General features: G+C 40.5%; 24 protein-coding genes, 3 tRNA genes and 1 pseudogene. 9 read left to right on the forward strand and 19 right to left on the reverse strand.

Annotated features, from left to right (window positions below; translation table 11 throughout):
- Positions 1–44: 44 nt before the first annotated feature.
- A complete protein-coding gene (locus FFJ24_RS12060) occupies positions 45–392 on the forward strand; it encodes a hypothetical protein (protein WP_138821730.1) in 348 nt (115 codons plus the stop codon).
- A gap of 257 nt (positions 393–649) precedes the next feature.
- Here FFJ24_RS12060 and FFJ24_RS12065 read toward each other — a convergent pair whose 3' ends face one another.
- The 11 genes from FFJ24_RS12065 to FFJ24_RS12120 form a co-directional block, all read right to left on the reverse strand.
- Entirely contained in the window at positions 650–829 is a 180-nt protein-coding gene (locus FFJ24_RS12065; protein WP_138821731.1) for a hypothetical protein, read from the reverse strand.
- Positions 830–1,112: 283 nt separating this feature from the next.
- Positions 1,113–1,799 (reverse strand): DUF3560 domain-containing protein, encoded by a 687-nt coding sequence (locus FFJ24_RS12070; RefSeq protein ID WP_138821732.1) that lies wholly within the window; start codon positions 1,797–1,799, stop codon positions 1,113–1,115.
- On the reverse strand, positions 1,796–3,445 hold the full coding sequence (locus FFJ24_RS12075) for a beta-1,6-N-acetylglucosaminyltransferase (protein ID WP_138821733.1): 1,650 nt from the start codon (positions 3,443–3,445) through the stop codon (positions 1,796–1,798). Before FFJ24_RS12075 ends, FFJ24_RS12070 begins: the two co-directional genes overlap by 4 nt.
- 40 nt (positions 3,446–3,485) lie before the next feature.
- Entirely contained in the window at positions 3,486–4,340 is an 855-nt protein-coding gene (locus FFJ24_RS12080; RefSeq protein WP_138821734.1) for an alpha-1,2-fucosyltransferase, read from the reverse strand.
- 16 nt (positions 4,341–4,356) lie between these two features.
- Complete coding sequence (locus FFJ24_RS12085; RefSeq protein WP_138821735.1) at positions 4,357–5,874, reverse strand: glycosyltransferase family A protein; 1,518 nt, start codon at positions 5,872–5,874, stop codon at positions 4,357–4,359.
- Between the two features lie 48 nt (positions 5,875–5,922).
- On the reverse strand, positions 5,923–6,579 hold the full coding sequence (locus FFJ24_RS12090) for a glycosyl transferase (protein ID WP_138821736.1): 657 nt from the start codon (positions 6,577–6,579) through the stop codon (positions 5,923–5,925).
- Between the two features lie 13 nt (positions 6,580–6,592).
- Positions 6,593–7,954 (reverse strand): TlpA disulfide reductase family protein, encoded by a 1,362-nt coding sequence (locus FFJ24_RS12095; protein WP_138821737.1) that lies wholly within the window; start codon positions 7,952–7,954, stop codon positions 6,593–6,595.
- Between the two features lie 30 nt (positions 7,955–7,984).
- Positions 7,985–9,226 carry a redoxin family protein gene (locus tag FFJ24_RS12100; protein WP_210419509.1) on the reverse strand — a complete coding sequence of 414 codons (1,242 nt, stop codon included), beginning with the start codon at positions 9,224–9,226 and terminating at the stop codon, positions 7,985–7,987.
- A gap of 142 nt (positions 9,227–9,368) precedes the next feature.
- Positions 9,369–9,695, reverse strand: coding sequence for a hypothetical protein (locus FFJ24_RS12105; protein ID WP_138821739.1), 327 nt, complete (start codon positions 9,693–9,695; stop codon positions 9,369–9,371).
- Between the two features lie 477 nt (positions 9,696–10,172).
- Positions 10,173–11,447, reverse strand: coding sequence for a vitamin K epoxide reductase family protein (locus FFJ24_RS12115; protein ID WP_138821740.1), 1,275 nt, complete (start codon positions 11,445–11,447; stop codon positions 10,173–10,175).
- On the reverse strand, positions 11,413–11,817 hold the full coding sequence (locus FFJ24_RS12120) for a cysteine peptidase family C39 domain-containing protein (protein ID WP_138821741.1): 405 nt from the start codon (positions 11,815–11,817) through the stop codon (positions 11,413–11,415). Before FFJ24_RS12120 ends, FFJ24_RS12115 begins: the two co-directional genes overlap by 35 nt.
- Before the next feature lie 880 nt (positions 11,818–12,697).
- Between FFJ24_RS12120 and FFJ24_RS12125 the strand changes: the two genes are divergently transcribed.
- Entirely contained in the window at positions 12,698–12,967 is a 270-nt protein-coding gene (locus tag FFJ24_RS12125) for a hypothetical protein (RefSeq protein WP_138821742.1), read from the forward strand.
- A 97-nt stretch (positions 12,968–13,064) separates the two neighbouring features.
- On the opposite strand, the pseudogene FFJ24_RS12130 reads toward FFJ24_RS12125, so the two are convergent.
- The 3 genes and pseudogenes from FFJ24_RS12130 to FFJ24_RS12140 all read right to left on the reverse strand — a co-directional run bounded on the left by FFJ24_RS12130 (position 13,065) and on the right by FFJ24_RS12140 (position 16,632).
- Positions 13,065–14,019, reverse strand: a pseudogene (locus FFJ24_RS12130) (IS481 family transposase).
- A 102-nt stretch (positions 14,020–14,121) separates the two neighbouring features.
- Positions 14,122–15,021 carry an SDR family oxidoreductase gene (locus FFJ24_RS12135; RefSeq protein ID WP_138821744.1) on the reverse strand — a complete coding sequence of 300 codons (900 nt, stop codon included), beginning with the start codon at positions 15,019–15,021 and terminating at the stop codon, positions 14,122–14,124.
- Positions 15,022–15,138: 117 nt separating this feature from the next.
- Positions 15,139–16,632: an alpha-amylase gene (locus FFJ24_RS12140; RefSeq protein ID WP_138821745.1), complete on the reverse strand. Its 1,494-nt coding sequence runs from the start codon at positions 16,630–16,632 to the stop codon at positions 15,139–15,141.
- Positions 16,633–17,085: 453 nt separating this feature from the next.
- On the opposite strand from FFJ24_RS12140, the gene FFJ24_RS26125 reads away from it, so the two are divergent.
- The gene (locus FFJ24_RS26125; RefSeq protein ID WP_168202466.1) at positions 17,086–17,238 is read left to right on the forward strand and encodes a hypothetical protein; all 153 of its coding nucleotides are present in this window, start codon (positions 17,086–17,088) and stop codon (positions 17,236–17,238) included.
- A 5-nt stretch (positions 17,239–17,243) separates the two neighbouring features.
- On the forward strand, positions 17,244–17,924 hold the full coding sequence (locus FFJ24_RS12145) for a type 1 glutamine amidotransferase domain-containing protein (RefSeq protein ID WP_210419510.1): 681 nt from the start codon (positions 17,244–17,246) through the stop codon (positions 17,922–17,924).
- 117 nt (positions 17,925–18,041) lie between these two features.
- Here FFJ24_RS12145 and FFJ24_RS12150 read toward each other — a convergent pair whose 3' ends face one another.
- A complete protein-coding gene (locus tag FFJ24_RS12150) occupies positions 18,042–18,335 on the reverse strand; it encodes an alpha-ketoglutarate-dependent dioxygenase AlkB (protein ID WP_246862799.1) in 294 nt (97 codons plus the stop codon).
- 769 nt (positions 18,336–19,104) lie between these two features.
- Between FFJ24_RS12150 and FFJ24_RS12160 the strand changes: the two genes are divergently transcribed.
- Complete coding sequence (locus tag FFJ24_RS12160; protein ID WP_138821746.1) at positions 19,105–19,854, forward strand: DNA/RNA non-specific endonuclease; 750 nt, start codon at positions 19,105–19,107, stop codon at positions 19,852–19,854.
- 131 nt (positions 19,855–19,985) lie between these two features.
- Here the strand turns inward: FFJ24_RS12160 and FFJ24_RS12165 are convergent.
- The 4 genes from FFJ24_RS12165 to FFJ24_RS12180 all read right to left on the reverse strand — a co-directional run bounded on the left by FFJ24_RS12165 (position 19,986) and on the right by FFJ24_RS12180 (position 22,458).
- Positions 19,986–20,059 (reverse strand) — tRNA-Pro (locus FFJ24_RS12165).
- Between the two features lie 50 nt (positions 20,060–20,109).
- Positions 20,110–20,183: transfer RNA gene (locus FFJ24_RS12170), tRNA-Pro, on the reverse strand.
- A 100-nt stretch (positions 20,184–20,283) separates the two neighbouring features.
- A tRNA-Ser gene (locus tag FFJ24_RS12175) sits at positions 20,284–20,370 on the reverse strand.
- A gap of 81 nt (positions 20,371–20,451) precedes the next feature.
- Entirely contained in the window at positions 20,452–22,458 is a 2,007-nt protein-coding gene (locus tag FFJ24_RS12180; RefSeq protein WP_138822354.1) for an HD family phosphohydrolase, read from the reverse strand.
- Positions 22,459–22,648: 190 nt separating this feature from the next.
- Here FFJ24_RS12180 and FFJ24_RS12185 point away from each other — a divergent pair, with 190 nt between their 5' ends.
- The 4 genes from FFJ24_RS12185 (at position 22,649) to FFJ24_RS12200 (ending at position 26,116) form a co-directional block, all read left to right on the forward strand.
- The gene (locus tag FFJ24_RS12185) at positions 22,649–23,506 is read left to right on the forward strand and encodes an SPFH domain-containing protein (RefSeq protein WP_138821747.1); all 858 of its coding nucleotides are present in this window, start codon (positions 22,649–22,651) and stop codon (positions 23,504–23,506) included.
- 4 nt (positions 23,507–23,510) lie between these two features.
- A complete protein-coding gene (locus FFJ24_RS12190) occupies positions 23,511–24,032 on the forward strand; it encodes a hypothetical protein (RefSeq protein ID WP_138821748.1) in 522 nt (173 codons plus the stop codon).
- 2 nt (positions 24,033–24,034) lie between these two features.
- On the forward strand, positions 24,035–24,202 hold the full coding sequence (locus FFJ24_RS12195) for an Arc family DNA binding domain-containing protein (protein WP_083488688.1): 168 nt from the start codon (positions 24,035–24,037) through the stop codon (positions 24,200–24,202).
- A gap of 738 nt (positions 24,203–24,940) precedes the next feature.
- Positions 24,941–26,116 (forward strand): acetyl-CoA C-acyltransferase, encoded by a 1,176-nt coding sequence (locus FFJ24_RS12200; RefSeq protein ID WP_138821749.1) that lies wholly within the window; start codon positions 24,941–24,943, stop codon positions 26,114–26,116.
- The last annotated feature ends 33 nt before the right edge of the window (positions 26,117–26,149 follow it).

Raw genomic sequence — 26,149 nt, forward strand, 5'->3', positions numbered from 1 at the left:
TGCCTAAAACAGCCCGACTATTCATTTAAAATCTCAGATAAACCATGCAAGTATTTCTCCTCTCCACGCTCTTTTCCTTTACGATCATTTCATTTACATGTGCTCAGCAACCTAGAACAAACCTTATTGAAGCATTTTACCAATATCGCGTTGAGCTCGATCAAAAAACAGCGGAATGCCTAAAAGATCGTAACTGGGACAATTGTGTTACAATAGCGACCATCAAGGCTGCCATTGCCGAATTCGGTTCAGTCCGGAATGTTTACAAGATTATGCAGGATACGGTTGGTGGTCAGAAGTTAACTTTCAGCGATGGATTTTCATTAACCATTTCTCAGGCTGAGCTAGATACGGCAAAAGCGAAATGCGGTTTTAAAAGATATGGTCTATAAAGACTACGACAGTATCGTTATCCATTATGCCAGTAGTCCAGTACAAAATAAAATCTGTCCTTATCCCGCTTATGAGAAACCCACTAGGTCTGATCAAAGCCGTACCGATCACAGGAGCCTATCATTTGGAGAAATGAAGTTTGGTGCAAATAAGTTAACTTGTTCTATTACCAAGCTTACAGATCATCCCAGCCGAGTGTCCGCAGGACGCGAGGCTTCCGGCCGTCCAATGGACGGCCGCCCCCGATTTCCACCTATTATCTTAAAGCAACCAGTTTCTGATACAAATCCTCCCAATATCCACGTAGCCTTTTGTCCAGCTCCGCGAACCTTGGATCTTCATGATACTGGTTTCTATAAAGGTCTGCTTGTTTAATTGCTGCTTCCAAGTTGTTCACCCTGATCGGCCTGCCTGCAAGATCTATAACCTTTAACATAATTTGCATTTTTTGTCTCCGTGCGGGAAAGTTCAAAACATTGATTATACTATTCAAATTCTACACAGTTTTTTTAAGCTCAAGGAGATGGCATCAAAACGCCCTATATCAGCCAGGCCAATGACGGCCTAACTGATATAGCATCGCCCCAACCCTCCACAAACGGTTTCAGCGCAAAGCTACTGCTTGAAAGCTGGCCTAAGCTTCCACTGTTCCAGCTATAACCCTGCCCCAATAAAGCGCATTGTTACTAATATGCCGTTGCCATGCCCTCAGACCTGCACTATCGGAAGCCGTGCTGTTTTAGCTGGGTGATTACCTCCTGCACAGGCTTACCACCGAAAAAAAGCTGCAAGCGATTCGCCTCCCTGTTCTCCAAAATACGCACCCCGTTGATCACCGTATCAACTGCCACAGTCTGCACCTGGTTCTTTAACGCATCCACCCGTTTTTCAATGCGCCTGATATTGGCACTATTGTTTGTTAAAGTAAAATGGGCAAAGCCCTGCCCGCCAAACTTAGGCTGTATCAGCTCTTCCCACATACGGTCATTCCCAAACTTCAATTTTAAAAAAGCATCTTTATCATTCTTTCTGATACACTTATTGGTCGCCTTCATAAAATCCTGCATCTCCTTTAAACTGTTAAGCTTCTCTTCCAGTTTAACCAGTGCCTCGGGGTCGTCCGAAAAGATGGCATCATTACTTTTGATGCTCTCTGCCTTATCCGCATAATAGGCAGCCTTACTGTCGGCCTCAACCGACCGTCTCATCGCGCCCGATATTTTATCCCTGTACCTGCGATCAGACTTTTCGGAATGGTGACCAATAAGGATACGCTTAAGAATAATCTCGTTTTTTAGGAATGAAAGGCCAAAGGGAGTCATGCTGAAATCCCCGATTAAATCCGAGCAACCTAAAGGAAGTATTTCCATCAGATTGTTTAAGCAGATTTTTTCGATGTAATTCATTGTCCTATGCCCCTAAAATTATTTGTGAGTAATATTTTTACCGGATGATAAATCAACGGACGTACCATTTCTTCTTCGCCGATCACCGGACGATAGCGGATGCTTCCTGTTGCCAATCTCCCTAAATCATCGTTCTCGGATGCCAAATAAAACTTATTCTCGCATCCCGGCAAGACATATGGCCCACTTCCTCCAAATTCAGCAATGCTAAAGCCAGCTGTCTTAAGTAGCGTAGGCAAAAGGACTTCGTAATGTCCTTCCCATCCTTGTAAAAGGCTTTGATCAATAAACCTTAAAGCCTCATTGGATATTCTAAATAAAGGATTGAATGACCTGATTTTAAAAGCATCAGATTGCGGGGCTGAGTTAAATTTAAGTGTATCCCACCAAAACCAACCCGGTTCATCGGCATGACCACGGATGTGGGCAGTAACAAAATCAGTTTTTATGGCATTCCGCAAAAAGAAACCAAAGAATTTATCCCAGCCATCAGTACAGTACACATCATCTTCAATATACCAGTAATAGTCATAATCAGGGTTCTCCCTATAAAATTTTAGCAGCGGAAAATGGTTACTACCTGTTAAGGCGTCATTAAAAATGGGCTTATATCCCATTTCGGAGAGAATTTGGGAAGTAAAAACAAAAGGGTCGTATTCCTGAAGCGAACGGGTTATGCCCAACACGCAATCCTGATGAAAAAAAATCCTCGAATCACCTAATCTGCCAACTTCTGCCTTTAATTTATGATACCGGTGTAAAACACTTTCCTCATCTTTATTGGTAAGGAAACAGATTGCCTGTATTTCTTTTTGCCTCGGTCCGGGCTGCTTTTTGTAATCAACCTCTTTCTTTTCTGCCAATATGTTCTGATCAATATAGTTGAGCAATGATGATGATGGGCCGATTTCAAATTTCCTGGCGAACAATTTTTCATTCTGCATGATCAATAACAGATCCTCGTTTTTTAAGACATTGGGATGGTTCTGTTCTCTGCCCCAACTTATTAGATGGAGATTGATACCTGCTATATTTTTAACAATATCATCTATCCCACAGTTCATCAACAGGGTCTGGAAGAAACATTCATCTGGAATAAAGACAGTCTTGAAATAAGTTATAAAAAGAGGGTTAAGGTCTAGGAAATCAAATATAATCTGGATTACACTATGGGGGAAGGAAACCCACTGTGATCCAGCATAAAGATCCATTACTTCTTTGACATTGATATAATCAGGAAACCGACCTAAGCCGCCATCTTCCCACAATGACCAGGGAATACTGAAACATTCTATAAAAATATCGTAAGGGCGCTCTGACAAATACTTTTTAATGTAACTAGGTCCTTTTATCGGATAATCCTGACCGCTCAACATCATTATCCGCTCTACTCCCTGAATACCGTCGATAAATCGCAATCCGCTCAAAGCGGCCTCTACTAGCCCATATGAACCCCACTTTGCTTCCCAGCGCTCATTAAGAAAAACCACATGCTCATAACCGACAAGTAAGTTCTGGAAACCGGCCATATCAGATCTAACATCAAGATGGATTACAAAGACGTCTTCATTATTATAGATTGATCTGATCAGACTTAGGAGCTGCTCCGGATTCTTATGGGCAAGTATCAAATAGGCAATTGGCATATTCGTTTCAATAGAATTTAATTCACTTCTTGTATGTTAATTAAATAGAGATCCATTCTTTCGGGATCAGATCTTCTGCATTCAGCGTATCGGTGGCAAACCATTTTTCAGGTGCAATGACTGTTTTCTCGGGAGCATCAGCCAGCCATGCGGCCCACCAGCAAAAGGTACTGTTTGAAATAATAAAATGCCGGCAATTTGACATCAACTTGAAATAGGACTGAAATTTATGATCATAGTAGGATTCATCGACGAAAACCACATTTTTATCAGCTTTTATCTTCATTCTGCACCAGAATATATCGTCAGAAAAAACAAAAAAATGGGGCTCGCATATTCTTTTTTCTATCAATGCCATTGATTCATACAGATAGTTTTCATCGACAACACCATGATAGTCGAGTTTATCAAGATAATCCCCTCTTCTAACATTGATCATGACGGAGTTGGTTGACCGAATCAAAGACAATAGGGTTTGGAAATTTCCATTAAAGTCCAGATCAACACAAAAACTCTCCCTGATAACCTCTGCAATCGTGGAAAAATATTTATATGATTGCCAGTAACCATCAAAAACTAATAGAAAGTTGTTGTCCATAAGTTCTGATTTTAGTGACTTCAGCTCCAAAATCATCTGCTCATCATAAGAAAACTGCTTTTCAGAAATTATTTTAAATACTGAATACGCTGTTTTTTTTAGATCTCCCAAAGTCCCCACATGTACATCTTTTTGTATATTGAAGATGTCCAGGTCGTACAAGCGATTTGAACTGCCGTTCAAATGTATCCCCCTTTCCAGAAAAAGATCCGTTTGCAATAAGTGCGAAACATATCGTCCGAATGCGTACTGAAACATCTGGTTTCCCAATCCTCCTTTTAGTATTTGCAGTATCATAAGTACATAAAGGATTTTAGTTGGTCAGCATTTTTTGTTCCACTTCAAAAACAGGCTTAAAGCAGGGCTTTAACCTGATTTCTTGCTCGATTTGTATTTGCAGGGCCCTGTTCCTGGCGGCATCATTTTTTTCATGTATCCTGTATATGTAATTTACATCTTCATTAAAATAACATTTGTGAAAGCCGGCAATCTCCATTAAGGGCGTCATCAATGCCATATCATACGTCATTTCATAAAAATCACCTTTATTGTCTTTGAAGGCTGATGCTTCAGGGTCCTGGCTGATGTATTCTCTAAATAGCTTAAACTTGAAGGTTTTCAGGTGTGAAGCTCTCCAGTCAAGTTGTCTTAGTATTCCAAATTCCTCATTGCTATATGGTTTACAATGTCCCAGATGATTTGTTGTAGAGTAATATTGTCCGTAACTCAAGAGACAACCTTGCCTCTGATAGAGGTAATTAATGTTTTTAAAGACATGGTTGTGGTACAAATAATCGTCTCCATCAACAATGAGTATGATTTCTTCACCTGAGCAGTCAAGGTTTTTCAGACAGTTGTAGATATTGTTCAAAGCATAGGCCCTTGCCTCCCCATAGATTTTTTCCACCTGCCCGGGTATTGTTACCACTTCATCTAATGCCTTGTCTGTAGAGTAATCATCTAAAAAAAAGATATTAAAATTTGCATAAAGCTGAGTACTTAAGGACTGAAAGCATTCCTTCAGGTAGGTACCCGCATTATGGAATGGCACGAGCACAATGATCTTTTCCTCCCTCAGCCCTTTTACAAAAACCTGCTCGGCAGAATCCCATGTGAAAGGTGCCCTTATAGAACCGTTTAAAACGAGCTTCGTAGCTGGTGTGTCTATATGCTTTTCTCCGAGAAAAGGATGGTCTTTTTTGTATTTTAATGTTGTGGATTTGATCCGTTTTATCTCGGTCTCAGTAGTGGCATAAGCCTCTTGTTTTTCTTCTGTGTCCTGATCTCCTATAAATGGACAGGTTATCAGTTTATTACTGGTCATCTCTGATAATAACACCTCGAAAGAAATAAGACCAAATACATACGCGCTATGCGCCAAGATGTTCTCAAAAACACTTCTATACAATACGACAAATGACGTTGAGCCAACATCGTGAACCCAAAAAAGATTTTTTGACAAATACAAGGCATCATGATAAGCACTGGCATTTCCATACAATATTTTCGCGCCCAGACGGTTTGCGTTTAATATCTGTTCCAATAGTCTTTCAAACGAATAGCTGGCAGAGAACACATGGCTACTCCTGGCGAGGATTATGGCATGATCCCCAGCGAGCTGTGCATCTTTTATGATCGCTATAACCTGTTCCCATTCATCATAATTACCTCCATCGCTATTCACAGGTTTCAAATAGGAAAACTTCAGTTCAAACTCTTTTTTTGAGGAAAACTGCTCATTAATCATCCTATGTTCAATACCCTTACCTGCTAAATGGACATCGGAAATAAAATAGACCGGCAGTAAAATTTCTCTTTCTTTTTTCTTCATCTCATATTCCAGTGTTTGTAAATGCCATTGGTAACTTAAATTCGATCATCACGACTGCTTGATAGTCTCGCTGTAAAAATCCAATACTTTATTGAGGCTTTTCAACCGCTTTTTAGAATGCGTGAAAATCTGTGTTACGTAACCTTCCTGCACATTGAACGCAGTGGCATCGGAATAACCGAATTCCTTTTGTGTTGAAATAAATGGGTGCAGTACAAATTTCCTGTCGGCTATCTTTGAGATATTAATGTCTGCCGAATCCGAGTAGGTTTCTAGATTTTTTATAAACTTACTATAGAATGATTTGTAAACTATGACGAACTGGGTAGCATTAAAAGTGTCTATCCAAAATAAATTTCTGGATGCCGGTACCGCTGAATTAAACCAGGAAACGCCACCGAGCAGAACTTCGGCATCAAGTGAACCAGCATAGGCTAGGCTATCAAGAAAAAACTGTCGGTCATAATATTCGGTAAAAACATGATCATCTTCCACAATTAAGAAGAATTCATCTTCCTGATCAACCAGCTCGCAAAGGATATGAGAGATAGTCATCCACAGCCCATAACTGCCGTTGGTATGCTCGATGGCATTGACGACTTTGAGATCAAACTCGGGCTTGTCCAAAAATTCGTTCAAAATATGACGCTTTCGGTCCGGTCTTTTTTCAAGGTTTATTACGAAGGTTGAAATTTTTTTCTTCATAAATGCTGAATAATTACTGCTTTTTAAAAAAAATACTCCTCAATATTGTATCTGCCTCGCGCAGGGCTTGCTCAGAAGTCCCCCGATATATTACGATCCCATTTGGATCGATAAGCAATGTGGTAGGAAATGCTTGTGTCCGGCTGGCATTTAGGTATGTTTTCCCCTCTTTCTGCGCATCCATATACAATTGGGGCCAGTCCAGGCCATGCTCTGCAATCAGCTTGATCAGCTTTTGCCTGTTACCTTCATCATCTACCGCCAGGCTGAGTACCTGAATGCCCATTGGGGAATACTTTGACTTTAAGGATTTAAGTGCTGGGAATGCCCTAATACAGGGGCCGCACCAACTTGCCCAAAAATCAATGAGTGTGTATTTTCCCGTTTTGCCTCCTAATGAATACTTTTTACCAGTCAATAGATTCATTGCTATACCAGATGGCACTGGTTTGCCAATTGATGCATTCCCATTTTTTGCCTCACCGACATAACTCAGTGTAAGGGTGTCGGTAACCTTCATCGGGATACGAAAAACACTATTATTCAGCCGCACCAACTCACCGGATGAGGGATAGTACTTGTAGTAGTTTTCATTGGCTTCCACTGGTAGCTTTTTTACCTTAAGCGAATATTCCCTTGGGTAGCGATAGAGATTATAATATTCATCCGACGCAGAAAAAAAGTATCGTTTGCCCTGATAGATCAAAGTGTTAGATTTATAGGATAACCGGATCAGAAAAAGCTGGAATTTATCCTTTAACCGACCATCATTATTATAATCCTTTTCGGTATAGAAACCGGCACGAAACCTCGTAAAGCTTAACTCCATTCGCAGACTGGTGTCCCTGAGTGCTTTTCCATCAAAATAGTCAAATTTGCAAATGACATCCGTTGCCGTTCGGATATAATCCTCACTTGAAGTATTTTTATCAAACTGGTACCATTGTTCATCACTGAAATCCGCATTGTTGTTAGCATCTAAAGCTACATGAAAAACGCCTTTTTCATCAAGACCAACAAAGGAGGCTATATTGTTCCGCTTCATCTTATTCTTATAGATAAATAGGGTGTCGATTGCGGGGCTTATCTGTTTTACGAAAACCATACCACCTCTTTCGTAGGCTGCCTGTTCATAAAAAAATGGCTGTGTGTATAGCTGCCAGATCCTGAACCTGCTGGTATCTATTCCCTTAAAGTCCTGAATATTTTCCACAGACTGCTTAGTTATAACGACATGATCTGATTCGGCCCCAACCTTAGGAATTAGTGGAATTTTAATATCCTGGGCATGGGCAAGGCATGAGTTAATCAGGATCAAAACCGGAACAAACAGATACTTTAAAAATAAAGGATAATTAGGTATTTGGCTGTTCATTGGTGAGGGTATTGATTATATTTATAAAATTTACTTTTTTGAAAAGATGCGGCTTAGCAGTTCATCCGCCTTGTGTATCGATGTCTCAAATGTTCCCCGGTAGAGCACTTTTCCTTCAGGATCTATCAGTATGGTAGTGGGAAAGGACTGTATATGACATTCCTTCAAATAAGCCTGGCCTTCTTTGCCGGCATCCATATATAGCTGGGGCCAATCCATTTGTTGCTCCGAGATCAGGTGCTTCAGCTTTGGCTTATTCGTGGGTTTATCTATGGCAAGACTCAATACCTGAACTCCTTTTGCGGCGTACTTCAACTGAAATGCCTTAAGGGTTGGCATTGCTTCGATGCATGGCCCACACCAGCTTGCCCAAAAATCAATCAATGCAAATTTCCCCGTCCTTTTTCCTAATAGATATTTTTTACCGGATGTCAGGTTTTCGGCAGTTCCGGGAGGCATTGCATTGCCTACGGATCCATCACCATATGCCGCTTCCTTTACATAACTCAGGGTCAATTCGTCTTTTATGGTTTTAGGTATTCGATAAAGTCCGTTTCCAACACGCACCAGTTCGTTTGAGGAGGAAAAATACTGGTAGAGGTTTTCCGTACTATCCAGCGGCATTTTCTTAACCGTCATAGAATATGCTTTAGCAGATGGATACAGGTTATAGTATTGATCACTTGCCAAAAAAGCATATTCCTGTCCATCAAGAGTTGCCGTGCCCATTTTATAGGACTTTTTTAGCATTCTGATCTCAAACAGTTTCTTTAGCCTTCCATTCTGGTTGTATTCATCCTCCCCATCATATCCAGCGGGAAACCTCAAAAATTCCACGTCCATATTCACGCTGGTATCTCTCAGCTGTTTTTTGTCATAATAGCCTATCGTACAGAAGACTTCTTCTTTACTGATCATAAACTCCTTCTTAGATGGATTGGGCAGAAACCTATACCAATGGTCATCACTGAAATCCCGGTTATTGTTTGCATCCACTACGGCGTGAAAATTCCCTTCAGCATCTAGCCCGACAAAGGAAGCAATACCGTTCTTCTCTAATTTGCCGCGATAGATGAGGGTTGTATCAACAGTAGGATCAAGTTTTTTAAGGTATTCCATACCCACCAATTCATATGCAGACTGATTATCAGAAAATGAGGAAAGATAAAGCTCCCATATTTTATAGCCAGAAATATCGATCCCCTTGAAATCATTTACATTATCTACCGAACGCTTAGGCATGATCACGGAAATATATTTCCGATCAGCCATCGGTTTTAGCACGATCTTGATTTCCTGGGATACACAAGCATTGCTAAGCTGTAACAGCAACAATCCGATAAGCAAACCCAACTTGTTGAAAAGGCGCTCACATACTTTATAAATGCTCTCAATCATGGCTGATCTTCAAAAATCACACACTGGTATAGCATTGTGTAGCATATCCCGAACGGCAGGTAACTGCGCCTTTGGACACACCATTTTCAACGCATTCCACACCTTGCTCACTAACAGCCCGGCAATCGTTTTTACAGATTACCCTCACCTCAAATGTTGTGGTCCCGTCAGGACAAGTACAACTAGCAGTACAGGCTGATTGAGGAGGAGAGCCAGATCCCGATCCTAGACCTGACCCAGAGCCCGAGCCTGAACCTGAACCGAGCATTATTTCTTTCATTTCGTCGCGACTGAGGATTTCTTCAAAACCAGTTTTTCCGAGGTTTAATTTGCTATTTTCCATATTGAAAATTATTAAATGAACTTAAATTTATATAACTAACCACTGATGACGCTTCCACGGCTTCCTCGACTACCACTACCGCTTCCGCTTCCTGAGCCACTACCACTACCGAGCCCTAAGCACTCGCTAATCAACCCCCCGAGGCTGCAGGTTACTGTGATCTGCGGATTGCTACAGGTAACGGATTTGGTTCCAGAATTGGTAGAACACTCGCCGGAACAGTGTTGAATTGACACATAATAAGCTTTGGTCTGATTCGGAGCAGGACAATACTGGCAAAAAAGTGAACAACCCGTGTCTGTTCCGCTACCTGTGGAACTGGTAACATTCCTCGATTCGTCACGACTGAGGATTTCCTTCTTTTCGATTCCCAGAGATTCTAATTTTAGTTTTTTCATAATTACCTGAATTAAATGTTAAAATTATTTTTTATGAATGCTCCTATCTGATAACAGCATATGAACATTTGCATTTAAACTAATTCCCCAAAAGTATCCCTGCTTCGTTTATTGTATAAATTTCCGGAAGCTGGTACCCATTAATAAAAAACGTTGGGGTGAAGGTTATTTGGGTTTTATTGCACCAATCCCACATTTGTTCAACTTTCGCATTCTGGTATGATAAATCACTATCAACAGGATAGCTATTTGAAAATTTATTATAATCCTTCACTGGACTGCTATACCAGTCATGCAACATTTGGCGCGTCGTCTTTTCATCGCCCTGTTGCGCTACAGCTAAGAAATGTCTTACAGGCATTGCAGTCGGATCATCGCCTCGGGTACTTGCTGCAAAAATTACTTGTACAGAAAAATTTCCATCATCCAATAGATCATCAACGACATCATGGACAGCTGCACAAGGCCCACAGTACGGGCTACAGACTTTAATGATTTTATATTTAGCCTCAGGACTTCCCAGAAAGATTCCCAGTCCATTGGGATCAACTGTAAATTGTTTTTGTACTTTAAGCATAGAAATAAATAAAGAAGCATTAAATCTTGACTTGTTTAACTCCCTATTTGTCAGCCTCAAATTTTTTCTTTCTTTTAAAAGATCTAGGATTTGTTTGGCAGCTAAAAAAGGTATTACTCCACCCAAAACCAAAAAAAAGAATAGACTTAGTTTCTCCTCCCCAATTGCACCAATTTCTGTTAAAGTTCCTCCGAAAAGCACTAGAAAAAATTGTAAAAAAAGTATTGCCTGTACGGTTAAACAGAGCGGGCACCACTGCCTGACTACAAACTTTTGATAATAAATCGAAAATGGAACATATAAAAATGCTATCGAAGATATAAGCGGTAAAAATGCTCCTGTCGAACTCTGATTCAACTGACTAGCACCCTGAATGAGAAGTAAGGCAGAAAAGTATCCAAAGCCAACATTACCCCAGCTAAAACCAAATATTTTCCCTCCTTTGGACTGAAAAACAGCACCGCAGCTACTGGTCTGTTGGCCAAGACCACACACTTTTTTTAACGCTTTATTGTTCTGATCAATCTCGTACCACATAATTAAAACACTGACGCACCATCCTGCTAAGTTTAGCAGCTGGTATAGAACCGGCAGTATAGAGCCCGAAATACCTCGCTGATAGATGAATCCCCCGATGTTAAGGATGACCAAAACAGGTATAATCCATAAACCGACATCTAACAAAAGTGTATTGAGATATTCCTGCGTTTTTTTTGTTTTATAGCTTTCTTCTTCCGATTTATCAATTTTTTCGATCAGAAAAGCGGTTCCCCCCATAGACCGCCTCAAATTCTTCCCATTTTAATTTTTTATCTTTCCCGTTAATATCCGTAATTTTCACCTGTGATACGTCCATTTCTCTTACAATCGAAAAGTAGGTTTTTCCTTCAATTTCAGTTTTTACCGATACCAGATAGGGACTCGGCATATTCCTCAACTTTTCAAGGGATAGCCTCGCAGCGACATTAGGAACATGGAATTTCTTAAGGGTATCTCCCATAGATAGCATGCTAGGGTAATCAGGATGTCCTTCGAGCTCCTTTCGGAGTGATGTTTTGGTAATATTGATATTATGCCCCTTTAACAACATAAGGCACAATTCGGTTATGGTATCGTTTGAACGGGTGAGGTTTGTATAAAATTTCATTATAAATCTTTTTGTAAGCACAGATGGACTTTATAAGCTAAATTAGCACAAGGATGTACTTAGTAGCAACCTACTATCACTTTGGAAGGGTTTAATACATTCAAATATAAAAGCAGAAAAACTTACATTCGATGCTTAGAAGTTTCTAAAGAAAAGATTTTAAATTGAGAATGACGGAGAGAATTGAGATCTTTTTTCATAGCGAGAAATTTAGTTGAATAAATTTAATTGGACGACAGAAAAATAAATAGTCTAATATTACCCAATATCAACCGTATTTTAACCTACCTTGCTACATCGCTCATCCTAGATTCACCTGAATCGGAAAAAAATAAGTTATTAAATATCAAATCAATAACTTATATTTCTCTATATAACAAATTTTTCTTAAAACATTGGTTAAATCATGATAAACTAACTGGTGCCCAGTATAAAATGGTAATTACTATTATTTGTAACTTAATCGTTTAGTACCGATTGAAATATTCAGATATTATCCAAGTGAGAACACCTCACTGAACAAGTAAGTTACTACTGAACTTGTTCACTTCTTTTTGCATTAACCTGTGTTAATAATAAGAAGGATTATTAAATATTTAATTCATTCGAATACAATGTTACCTGGCTTTGAATCCCGCTATAATTCTTCTCTACGTTATGCCCTAACCATACTTGCTCGCATTTTGCTAAAAATAAAAAGCTTCTCTAAGCCCTCTTTATGCACAAGTTACGAACGGCTTTATCTAGTTATAGCAATTGGCTTGACAATTTCGGACTTGTACACATTGTAACTCCTATTAGTGGACATAAAACACTTAACATATTAATAATATAAAATTAACTTTTACATAACATACATCTGTATTCATACGACTTCGGTATGAAAAAACAGAAACTAAAATCATTGGTTAAGAAGACCAGGAACACCGCCAAAAAGAATATTACATCGAATTTAGTTACAGAACTTAAAGCAGTAGCAGATAAGTTGGTACCTGGTTCGAAGAAAATAGACAAGGAGATCAAAAAAGATGCTAAAGGTTTAGCTAAGAAAATTGCTAAAGAAATAGTTATAGATGAAGCGACATTAGTGGCATCGAACAAGCAGAAAAAGTTGAAGTACAGGCACCAACAGGAAATACTGCTACAGTAGCATAGAAGAAGAAAGTAGCACAAAAAACTCCTGATAAAGCATCAGCATCAAAAACTGCTGATAGAGCGGTTAAAGTGTGAGATTTGCAGAAATCGTTTCACTTATATAGCTTAGAATTAAGCCAATAATTTTGCACTTTAATTCTTTCTTTCCAAGGATCATACATGCTACTGACTTCATCCCATACTGGCGTTTTATGGGCCAGGTCATTAACCACTTGTATGGGAGACTTTCTTTTTAAAGAGCTGTATGCCCTAAACCAGTTATAGTGAAATTGCCATTGTGAAAGCAGATTAGGCAAGTTTGGATCTTTAATATCAACGGTGGAATAAAACTCATCAAGGTCAGTTCTTTGTGTCCTTTCGACTTTCCCATTGAGGTGTGGAGAGCGCGGCTTTATTGGCCGGAACTTAATTCCATACTCCATAAGCCTTTCTTGAAAAGTATAGGCGAAAAACTCATTTCCTCTGTCCGTTTGAATACGTTGTATAGGAAAAGGCATCTGTTCTATTACTGTTTCAAGGAATCTCAAAGTATTGGTTGCTGTTCGCCTGGGGAAGAGTTCAACAACCTTGAAGCGGCTGCAATCATCGATAGCAGTATATTGATAAAGCTTGCCAGCTATATTGCAAACATCCATTTGAATGCGGTCCCCGGGTATTGGCCTGTTATAACGATGTAATCGTTTACGGTAATTTCGTCTTAATTTTAAGTATTGTTTGTTATTCTTGATCAGTATCTTATGAATGGTGGCTGTAGAGAAAAAGCGATCATATAAACGCTTCATTTCTTTAGCAATACTACGGTGACCAAGCTTTCGATTAACTCTTAAATCAAGAATTCGGCGCTCGTCTTCTAAGGTTATTTGAGTATGTATTTTATGTGGTCTTCTGCTGTGTTCACGAAGGCCATCAATACTAAACTCCTTATACCTTTTAATCCATTTTCGAAGTGTTGGACGGCTGATACCGCAACGCACACAAGCAACACCTGACACGCCAATGGATTCATAAAGCTTAACCCATTTAAGGCGTTTTTACTTCATTGTTCATTGTTGTTATTTATGTTGAAATGTGGTAAAACCATCAGTTTTTCCATCATTTCAACATAAAATTATGGAAAGGATCTCTATGAATCACACAATTTATGATCTGTTAAGGATGGCCACTTCCACCCGCTGCTCCGTAAATCTGTCCGGTTGCGTAACTTGCGCTGTCATCTGCCAGTTGTACATAAATAGATGCCAACTCAGCTGGCTGGCCCGGCCTGGCTAAAGGTGTTTTCTCGCCGAACTGCTCAATGGCATCCTGGGGTTGGCCACCACTGGTTTGAAGCGGAGTCCATACGGGTCCCGGTGCTACGCCATTTACACGGATACCTTTAGGTCCAAGTTGTTTTGATAATGATTTAACAAAAGCTACATTGGCTGCTTTGGTCTGTGCATAATCAAAAAGATTTTCTGAAGGATCATACGCCTGTACCGAACTGGTGGCAATAATCACCGATCCGGGTTTTAAGTATGGAAGCGCTGCCTTGGTAATCCAGAATGGTGCATAGATATTGGTCTTAATCGTAGCATCGAAACTCTCTTCACTCAAATCTGAAAGCGAGTCGACGGCCTGTTGCCTGCCTGCATTATTGACCAATATGTCTAGCCCACCCAGTTTTTCTACCGCGATATTAACCAATTCCTTACAAAAATCACTACTGGTAATATCGCCCGGAATGGCATACGCTTTTTGCCCGGCTTCGGTGATGATCCTCACAACTTCATCTGCATCAGTCTGTTCTTCTGGCAGGTAGTTGATTGCTACATCCGCACCCTCACGGGCGTAGGCGATGGCTGCTGCCCTGCCAATACCAGAATCCCCACCGGTAATCAGGGCTTTTCGACCCTTTAACCTTTTTGAGCCACGGTAACTTTCCTCACCATGATCGGGCTGAGGTATCATTTTACTTACCAATCCGGGAGGCTGCTGGGGCTGTCGCTGAAAGGGTGGCTTTGGATATTGTTCCAATGGATTCTTTAATGCTGTATTTTGTTCATTCTCCATAGTAAGATATTTTAATGTTTCACTAAGGCAACAGGAGAAAATTACCTTTGTTCAAATTATTTTCATTTCCAGACTTCGCCGACACCCTATCTTAGTGATAAACACAGTGCTCAATATTTATGATTCCGATTTTATGGTAAAAACTGATACAGAGCCTGCCCCGCAGTAAAATTCCGCCCATCCGTCCTGTCCTATAATAATTTCGCTATTATCGTGCCCCAGATAATCGCTGAAAATCTTACCTGCAAATTCAGTTCCTATTTCCATGCGCTTGCTTCCCGCCTCACCGTTTGATAAGATTACTGCGAGGCCCGAATTTTGGTGTTCCTTATCTCCCGAACGTGTCCAGCCAATGCAGCTTGGATGATCAAAATAATCCCGCTGAAGTCCATGAGCAAAGGCTTTTCTCAACTGTAGTAATGCCTCTAACTGAGGGAGTGCCGCCATGGTTACTTCATGGTCTTTTCCATCGTCTCCTTTATCGGTGTAAGCTGATCCGTATACATCAGCATAAAAAACGCAAGGGTAACCGGCTTCACGAAGTAGAATAATCGCATAAGCATGTGCGCGGAACCAAGGCTCCACCGTCTGTTCTAACGACTGGAGCGGTTGGGTATCATGGTTTTCAATCAGGGTTACGGCTAACGCTGGTCTGGATGAGACCAGTGATCCGTTTAATATTGTGCTTAGGTCGTATTGTTCACCTTCTTTGCTGGCACGAGAGAAGTTAGCCTGAAGGCTGGCATCAAATAACGACATACGGCCCTGGGTAGCATCAATATAATCCAGCATGGCCTGCGGATCGTTAGGCGACCAATATTCTCCCACCGTAAACAGTTCTTTGCCCGTTTCAGCACGAAGATAGTCTAGCCATTCATTGTAAAAATCAGCAGGCATATGCTTGATGGCATCCAAACGCAGTCCATCAAAACCCGTGGTCTGGTAAAACCACATGCCCCATCGCTTAAGTTCTTCTCTTACCGCAGGATTCCGAAAATCGATATCGGTAAGCATCAGGTAATCATAATTCCCGTTTTCGGTATCAAGCACATCCTCCCATCCTGCCCCATATTGGTTCTGAATACTATACACGGCTGATTCCTGGTTACGTGCGTCGTAATCTACACCGGTGAAGCATTGAAAATCCCACTTAAATTCGGAATATTTTCCGCCCCGGCCAGGATAGGTAAATTTGGTATAAGCATCAATCTCAAAAGCTTCGGAAATAAATTCATTTCTATTTTCGGTGTTTACCTTGCGTACCATAACCGGCTCATGCTCATCTGCTCCACCAAGATGGTTCAACACAATATCTACGTAAACACTTATACCGGCCTGTTGTGCAGACTTGATTGCCTGAAGATATTCCTCTTTAGTACCGTATTTTGTAGCGATACTTCCTTTTTGGTCAAATTCGCCAAGATCATATAAATCGTAAGAATCATAACCAGTTGAATCTTTTCCTTCCATACCTTTATGTGCCGGAGGCAGCCAAATGGAGTCTATGCCCATTTTTTTTAATTTAGCAGCATCTTCCTGCACCTTCTTCCAGAGGCTGCCATCGTTGGGATAGTACCATTCAAAGTACTGTAACATCGTATGATTTTCCATTTTTTTATAAATCTAGTAGTGCATATACCTTCTGAACGGGCCGTTTGTTTTGAATTTGGGCAATCCCTGTAGAATTTATTTTTATAATGAACAGATTGGAGATGCAGATGACTAACCGCTATCCCATTGCGCATAGAAACAGATGAGCACAATCTATCGAACGGCCAAACATTTTTGTTTGCTGCGATCATGCTGATAGTGGATTCTTCATCATACTTACATGCCAAGAGGGCTGATGGCTTGCTGTTGTTTAAGTAAACAACATGAACTGCAAGTTAAGCGTTTAGCACTTTGGATCAGTTTTTTTTTGGTAACTGACCAACAAGAGGCATATACTGAACATTAATGGCAATATAGCTGCTAAAAAAAGGAAATAGCGATCTGAGGGCCAATACCGGATTAATTTGCTGAACCATTCGGGCGCTGGATTGTTGTTAAGTTAAAAATATGATTATGACAGATCCAAAAGAGAAAGACCTGCAGGAGCGGGAAGAAAATAAAAACAGTGCTGCTGAGACTCAGAATTCAGCCAGTGATAGCAACTGGGATACCCATCAGCAGATCGATGAGGAAGGTAATGAAATCGGTCCGGACGATATTAAATAAAGGAAATGAAAAAGATATTGATGGTGCTTTCCTCTCACAGTGAGATGGAAAATACGGACGGCAAGACGGGCGTATGGCTAGGTGAGTTTACCGACCCCTATTATGAATTTATTGATGCGGGCTATTCAGTTTCCCTGACCAGCCCTAAGGGAGGCAGGCCGCCGGTAGATCCAATGAGCGAGCTGACCGAACATATTTCGGGATCCAACCGCCGCTTTTTGGATGACGAGGTGGCCAAACATGCTTTTTCCCATACTGTGCCACTGAACCAGCTTTCGGCATCGGAATATGACGCACTGTTTTATCCGGGCGGCCATGGCCCGATCTGGGATCTGGCCAGGGATAATGACAGTGGCCTGTTGATCCTGGACTTTCTGGATGCGGGCAAACCGGTGGGACTGGTGTGCCATGGACCTGCGGCGCTGCTCAGCGCGGAAGGTCAGCGGCCGGGATTTTTAAGGGGCAAACGTGTTGCGGCCTTTAGTGATATGGAAGAAAAGCTGGTGGGCAGAGCGGGCAATGTGCCTTATCTGCTCGAAGAGACGCTGGGCAAGCTCGGCGCGGAGGTGAAAACGGCACTGGTGCCTTTTCTTTCCCATGTGGAAGTAGACGGCCTGTTGGTGACGGGGCAAAACCCCCTATCGGCCGGACCTACGGCAAAGGCGTTAATTGAACTGCTGGACTAAGAGATCAGTACCTGAATAATGGTAAAGGCATCGCCCAGACGGTGCCTTTGCTGTTTTATCCGTTTTCGGATGAATTGATTTATGGTAGAGATGGGCTAGTGGTATTAGATATGAATTTTAAGTCCCAATGATTTTTCTAAATGTCAGATTGACCCTTGGCCCCATCGGTCTTGTTGATTTTGCAATCCTATGGTCCCATTTGGTCTGCAGGTCTCCTTTCATCAGGAGCAGCGAACCATGTTCAAGCCTTAGGGTATATTTTTCAGCGTGATCAGTTTTACGCCGGATATCAAAGCCCCTTACCTGTCCAAAAGACACAGATGCGATAACGGGGTGTGAACCCATCACCGTTTCGTTGTCATTATGCCAGGCAATCGAATCCTGTCCATCCCGGTAATAATTTAGCAGCACTATTAAAGCTGATCCCTGCTGTTGCTTCTACCGAAGCTTTCAGTTTCAAAAGTTCAGCTGTCCAGGGCAAAGGTGTGGATTTCCCGAGGGCATTATAGTCCATTCCCTCAGGATCCCCGTACCATGCAGAAAGCCTCCTTATGGTTATGGATACGCCAGTTGTGGCACACTTTTATATATATGGAATCTATAAAATTGATGCCCCGGGATCTCCCAAGGCAATCCCGTTTAAGGAACAGCATCATAGGCACATCTATTCATTGTTGTAGCTCGACAAAACGATTATAAGACACCAGGCCAGGAAAGCAATCCTTGTAATAGGCGCAGATATGACCAAGATAAAAGAGTAAAATGGCCGCTGTGAAAGGCGATCAGTATCGTGATGATCTCACTATCAGCAAGCGACACTTTTCTGTTTCGTATCTTGCAATTACCTGCATCAAGTTGGTATTTACTTATTTGGACTCCTATTCTCTACAGTAGTCATCCACCTTAACGAAAATTTCAATAATTTTATCAGGAGCAAGCATATAATGTTGTTCTTTAAATTAGACACTTAAATACAAATTTTACGATTAATTATTGATATTCAGACAATTACATACTTTACAGATCTTAATCAGCCTTATCACGAACTCACGTTAAATAGATTCATTTTTAGTTAAATAGGTATAAAAATTAACACTATGATAATCCGTTATTAGCATAGTTTGCATGCATATTTAATAATTTAGGAGCAGTAAATAGTAAACATACCTATTCCATCTGCATGTATAACAATATACTGGATACAATTACCGAACTTCTTTCGGGGGTATTGTATTTAGGTTTCGATCGTGGCCACACTTGTCCTTCTGCTGATAGAACAGCATCAGTAGCCGCTAACTCTTCTACTTTTTTAATGAGCAACATGATGCCACAGGCACCAAATAATAACCAGGGGCCATGGGCTGACCTTGAAAATTATGCCCGTTTACTGGTTACATCAGGAAATGAAGTTTACATCATCTGCGGTTCTTATGGTTCTGGCGGCACGGGTAGTAATGGAGGGATTACCTATACCATTGATAACGGTCGAGTTAATGTTCCATCCAATACCTGGAAAATAATTGTGGTATTGGCAAACGGTAATGACTATTTAAACCGGATTACTTCATCTACCCGTGTTATTTCGGTAAACATGCCTAATACAAACGGCTTAAATACCAACTGGAAAACATACCGTACAAGTGTTGATGCTATAGAATCAGCAATTTTCAACGGTCTTTTTTGTAGCAAAAAAACAGCCCTTCCATCGACAGTAATTCTAACTGATAATGGGGCTTTCCCAAAGGCCTCCCTGTCCCTTCTAATGAAGAAATTGACGCTAAAACTGTGGTTAGATTTCATAAAACCTTCTCCTATTTTTTTACCCAAATCTGCACCCAAAAAACCGGTAAAAACGGTTAAGATTTGGTTCTTTTGTCCAATAAAAAACAATTGCAATAAAATTTCATCTTTCGTTGAAAGACAATATTAAGAAGAAAATCTGGGTGCAGATTTGGGTTAAAAATGGTTGATATTCATTACCCCATTATAAACCCAATAAAAAAACGAAACCCCCTAAATGAACAATTTAGAGGGTTATTGATACAGTTTGTACTGTGTTTGTCGGGATGGCAGGATTCGAACCTACGACCTCCTGCTCCCAAAGCAGGCGCGATACCGGGCTACGCTACATCCCGAACTTGGTATCGATCTTTTAATCCTGTTTTAAAAGTGGATCAACTTTTTGTCGGGATGGCAGGATTCGAACCTACGACCTCCTGCTCCCAAAGCAGGCGCGATACCGGGCTACGCTACATCCCGAACTTGGTATCTTCTTTTTTATTTCCCTTTTTCGAAGGGATTGCAAAGTAACGGATTTAAATTGACAATTCCATTTTTATTTGCAAATTTTTATTCTTTGCGGAGAGGGCGGGATTCGAACCCGCGGTACCGTTACCAGTACGACAGTTTAGCAAACTGTTCCTTTCGGCCACTCAGGCACCTCTCCTTCAAACCTCTCTTTTCTGCCCTACCGGCGTTGTTTTGAGGTCTGCAAATATAGTAAAACAAGTTATCCAACAAAAAAAAATTACAAAATTTGTTGATAATCTATACGCACATGATAGATGCTCATCAGCATCGTCTTGAATATCAATTTGATAGTCTCAATATCTTTTAACGTCAAATCGCAGTCATCTAACTGATTTTGCTCCAATTTGTAGTTAATTATACGTTCAACGATGTCATTTATGTTTTGTGCATCGGGATTTTTCAGACTTCTTGAGGCAGCTTCAACCGAATCGGCTAACATTAACACACCCGTTTCTTTGCTAAAAGGTATTGGTCCGGGGTAGCGAAATATGTTTTCGTCGACAAATTTTTCGGGTGTATTTTTCAAAAACGATTGATAAAAATAATCGACCCGGGTATTTCCATGATGTGTTCTGATAAAATCGATGATCGCTTCAGGAATCTGGTTCTTTCTTAAAATTTCAATTCCTTTATGCACATGCTGAATAATGATCTGCGCACTTTGCTCATAAGGTAATTTATCATGTGGACTCACAGCCGTATTTTGGTTTTCAATAAAATACTGTGGATTGTCTACCTTACCAATATCGTGGTATAAGGCTCCGGCCCTTACCAGCACAGAATTACCACCAATTTTAAATATCGCAGCTTCAGCAAGGTTGGCCACCTGTAAAGAGTGCTGAAAGGTTCCAGGCGCTTTAAAGGCAAGCTCTCTTAACAGTTTATTATTGGTATTGGTCAACTCAATTAAGGCCACATCCGAAGTGATACCAAAAATACGTTCAAACAGGTAAATTAACGGATAAGCCAAAAGCGATAAAAGTACACTAAAAACAAAAGGAATAAAATTCAACCATTCTATTTCGCGGAAAGACCCTTCGCGGAGTAAGGCAATGCCTATAAAAGAAACAAAATAAGCCAGCAGAATAAATAAGGCCGAAACTAGGAACCTTTCGCGTTTAACAAAGTTTTTTATGCTAAATATGGCAACCATACCCGCAGTAACCTGATAAAATACAAATTCGAAACTATTGGCCACAAAGAAACCTGCAATTAAAATCACCAGCATGTGGAGGTAAAGTGCCAAACGCGTATCAAACAGTATCCTGATGATAATAGGCACCACGCAGAACGGAATGTAGTACAAACTTGGGATCTCCATCTTAATAGCCCAGGTTAAAGCAAGCAACATTCCTGTAGTTACAATGAGAATTAACGAAAGCTGACGGTTATCCGCAAAAATATCCTTCCGGAAAAGAAAAAGGAATGACATTAAAATAGCCACTATAAAGCCAACCAATATCACCTGCCCCAGGTAAACCAATGCCCTGCTGCCAATAGTTTTGGTTTGTGCATCGTAAGTAGCTTTGTAGGATTCCAGTTTCTGATAAATTTCTTCGTCAATAACATCATTCTTGGCTACAATCAGTTCCCCTTTTTGCACCATCCCTTTTGTAGTGGAGATATTATTAACTGTATTATCTTGTATAGTTTGCGTCAGCCGCTCATCAAATACGATATTTGGAGTGATATGATCAATGGCGAGGTTTGCCACCAAATCGCCCATTACCTGATTAGGGGCCTTAAAATTATCTTTAAAAAACAGCAGGGCAGATTCTGCAGTAAAAACATCCTGCGTATTTTTCTCCTGTGACACATTATTTTCAAGCAAAGAAAAGTCGTAGTTTTTACCCCCCGCCTGGTGTTTCACATTTAAGCCGATAATTCCTCTCTGGTAAATACGCTGCAGCAATTTATAGGCAGCACTTTTATATACATCCTTATCTTTTTCGTTAAGTTGTTTTGATTTCCATTTCACATCAAATTCATTGGCAAACTCTTCCAATGCATTTGCAGTAATGCCATTATCCAACTGGTAAACGGGTAAAATATCTTTTAAGGCATTTTTTTTATCTGCACTAACCTGCGGGTTGGTTTTTAAAATAGCAAAACTGAAAGGCGAAATCAGATCCTTGTTTTTCCATACTGCATTTTTTTCGAACTCATATCTAAACCGGGGTTGTTTGGGCAGGAATAACGTAATAATGAAAACGGTAAATATCATCATCACATATTTTAGGTTTGATGAATATTTCCGGTAAAGAATCTTGTGTGAATTTCTCTTGATTTTAGCCAAAACGATTTAATTATTGTACTGTCAAAAATAGCATTTTTATCTAATATACATTTTACAGGTTTTGTTTGCAATTACCAGATTTTATATTTTATTTTATGATATCAAATTAATATCAATTATGTATCAAGAAAAAATTATCAATCCGCCATCTGGCTATTTAACATTCGCAGTAAGCATATTGTTGCTTGCTGCTTCCATTTTCTGTTTTGTTTCAGAAATTTTTCTCTGGGGAGGAATTTTATTAGCCATAGATATATTTTTACTATTTCCGGGCTTTTTAATCATTAACCCCAACCAATCGATGGTACTTACCTTGTTCGGAAAATATATCGGTACGGTAAAGGCCGACGGTTTTTTCTGGGTAAATCCCTTAACCACAAAAAGACGCTTATCATTAAAAGCCAACAATTTAAACGGACAGCAGTTAAAGGTTAACGATAAACTGGGCAACCCCATCGAAATTGCCGCTGTGGTGGTTTGGAAAGTAAACGAAACTGCCAAAGCCGTTTTCTCTGTAGAAAACTACATGCAATATGTAAACATCCAGAGTGAAGCTGCTGTAAGGCATTTGGCCAACATTTTCCCATATGACCATGCTGAAGGTGAAGAAACCAGTATTACCTTAAAAGATGGAGCTGAAAAAGTAAGTGAACTTTTAGAAAACGAGCTGAACGAACGTTTATCCCGCGCAGGCATTGAAGTTTTAGAGGCCAGGATTTCGCATTTGGCTTATGCACCAGAAATTGCCAGCGCCATGTTACAGCGCCAACAGGCCACAGCAGTAATTGCAGCCCGTAAATTAATTGTTGAAGGCGCCGTAGGTATGGTAGAAATGGCATTAGAGAAATTATCGCAAAAAGGCATTGTTGAGCTGGATGAAGAGCGTAAAGCAGCCATGGTAAGCAATTTATTGGTGGTTTTATGCGGAGATCGCCATGTACAACCTGTAGTAAACACCGGAACCTTATATAATTAAGCTAATGGAATTTGAAGAAAAACATGGATTGAAGATCTGGTGGCTCTATCTGGTTACAGCAGCCACTATATTTCCAACAGCGGCCCTACTTATTTTTCAGCATAACGGCTTAAGTTTAGCTGAACTTAAAGAAATGTACTTCGCCCCGGTTTTTGCGCTTGTATCTCCGTTTTTAATCATTTTTTTAGTGCAACAGCATAAGCTCACCCTAAAGATAACAGCTGAAGAGGTTTCTTTCCGGTATCCCCCCCTTCACTTTACATCAAGTCATTTCCGTTGGGAGCGTATTGAAAAAGCTTACATCAGAAAGTACGATGCATTTTCCGAATACGGGGGCTACGGCGTAAAAAACCGGCTCTGGTTTAAATTTAAAGATAAGGCTTATTTATTAAACGATAAAAACAGGGGATTGCAACTGGAATTTAAAAATGGCAAAAAGCTCTTGTTCAGTTCTAATAAGATAGAGGATCTGGAGATGTTTTTGATTAATTTAAAAACGAGATATAATATACAAGCAATACAATAAGAATGGCGGAGAAAGATAAAAAAGCTTTTGTATTAAGAATTAGTCCTGCTTTATTAAAAGAAGTAGAAACCTGGGCTGCCGATGAGTTTAGAAGTACTAACGGGCAGATTGAGTTTCTACTTACGCAGGCATTAAAATCAAGAAAGAAAGGCAAGGCGAAAGAGGAATAACTGTAAATTGTTAAATGCCAATTGTTAACTGTTAACTGCTAAACTGATTTGGGCGTTACCCAAGCTACGCAAGGGTCGGGCTTTTTCAGGGCTGCGCTGCGCTCCGGTACCGATGAAGACCTGTGAAACAAGCAAGCATACCGTAATTAAATAAAAACAGATGCTTAATCGGTACTGAACCCTTACAATCCCTAACGCTAACCACCCCGTTTTAAATTAAACCTATCAGGTTTTTTAAAACCTGATAGGTTTCTACTGCTCCCTAAGCAGCACCGCCCCAAGCAACCTAAACCTGATGGCAGCGGCAGCCCCGAAGCATGAGGGCTACAGCGAATAGCAGGACTAAACCAATCCCCAAGAAACACTACAGCACCTTTCCAAAACCCATTAAAACTTATTATTTCAAATGCGCTAAAATCATTCTCTATAACGTATTTTTAAACCTCGCAGGTTTTGGAAACCTGCGAGGTTTTTATTTCTGCCCAAGCAGCACCGGCCCAGGTAATCTAAACCTGATGGCAGCGGCAGCCCCGAAACATGAGGGCTATAGCAAAGAGCAGGACCGAACTAACTCTAAGAAACACTGCATTACCTTTCCAAAACCTACTAAAAACTTATTATTTTCAAATGCGCTAAAATCATTCCTTAAACGTTATTTTTAAACCTCATAGGTTTTGGAAACCTGCGTGGTTTGACTAACTTAGCGGCCTAACCAAAAATTCATAAAAATTAGTTTACATGAAAGAAGTTGTAATTGTATCAGCTGTGAGAACACCTATTGGCAGTTTTGGAGGCTCATTAGCTCAATTTTCTGCTACTCAACTCGGTGGTTTTGCCATTAAAGCAGCCATTGAAAAAGCCGGACTAAAACCAGAACAGATCCAGGAAGTATATATGGGCAATGTTTTATCGGCTAACCTCGGACAAGCACCTGCTACACAGGCTGCAAAATTTGCCGGATTACCAGATTTGCCTGCTACAACCATAAATAAAGTATGTGCTTCGGGCACAAAAGCAATCATGCTTGCCGCACAAAGTATTGCAAATGGCGATAATGAAATTATTGTTGCCGGCGGCATGGAAAGTATGAGTAATGTTCCCTATTACCTTGATAAGGCAAGGAACGGTTATCGCCTGGGCCACGGACAAATTACAGATGGTTTAGTAAAAGATGGCCTTTGGGATGTTTACAACGATTACCACATGGGTTCTGCAGCCGAACTTTGCGCTACCGAATGCCACATCAGTCGCGAGGAACAGGATAATTTCGCTATCGAATCGTACAAAAGAGCGCAAGCCGCACAAACATCAGGTAAATTTGCCAATGAAATTATAGCCATAGAGGTTAAAGACCGTAAAGGAGAAATCACTTTGGTTGATACCGACGATGAGCCCACAGCTGTTAAATTTGATAAAATATCTTCATTAAAACCTGTTTTCAAAAAAGATGGAACCGTAACAGCTGCAAACGCATCAACTTTAAATGATGGTGCAGCGGCATTGGTTTTAATGAGCGCTGATAAAGCAAAAGAATTAGGCTTAACGCCTTTAGCTAAAATTTTGGGCTATGCTGATGCCCAACAAGCACCAGAATGGTTTACCACTGCACCAGCAAAAGCAATCCCATTAGCTTTACACAAAGCCAATGTAAATGCAGAGGATGTAGATTATTTTGAGATCAACGAAGCATTTTCTGTAGTTTCTATCGCTAATAATCAACTTTTAAAGTTAAACGAGAGTCAGGTTAACGTTAATGGTGGTGCCGTTTCCTTAGGTCACCCACTTGGTGCATCAGGTGCCCGGATTGTAGTTACCTTACTTTCGGTTTTGGCACAAAATGACGGAAAAATCGGTGTAGCCGGAATCTGTAACGGTGGTGGTGGCGCAAGTGCCCTCGTTATCGAGAAATTATAATCTTTGGTTTTGCAGCGTTTTTTGCATCTGATC

Origin of the sequence: Pedobacter sp. KBS0701 (assembly GCF_005938645.2) — a bacterium.
GTDB lineage: Bacteria > Bacteroidota > Bacteroidia > Sphingobacteriales > Sphingobacteriaceae > Pedobacter.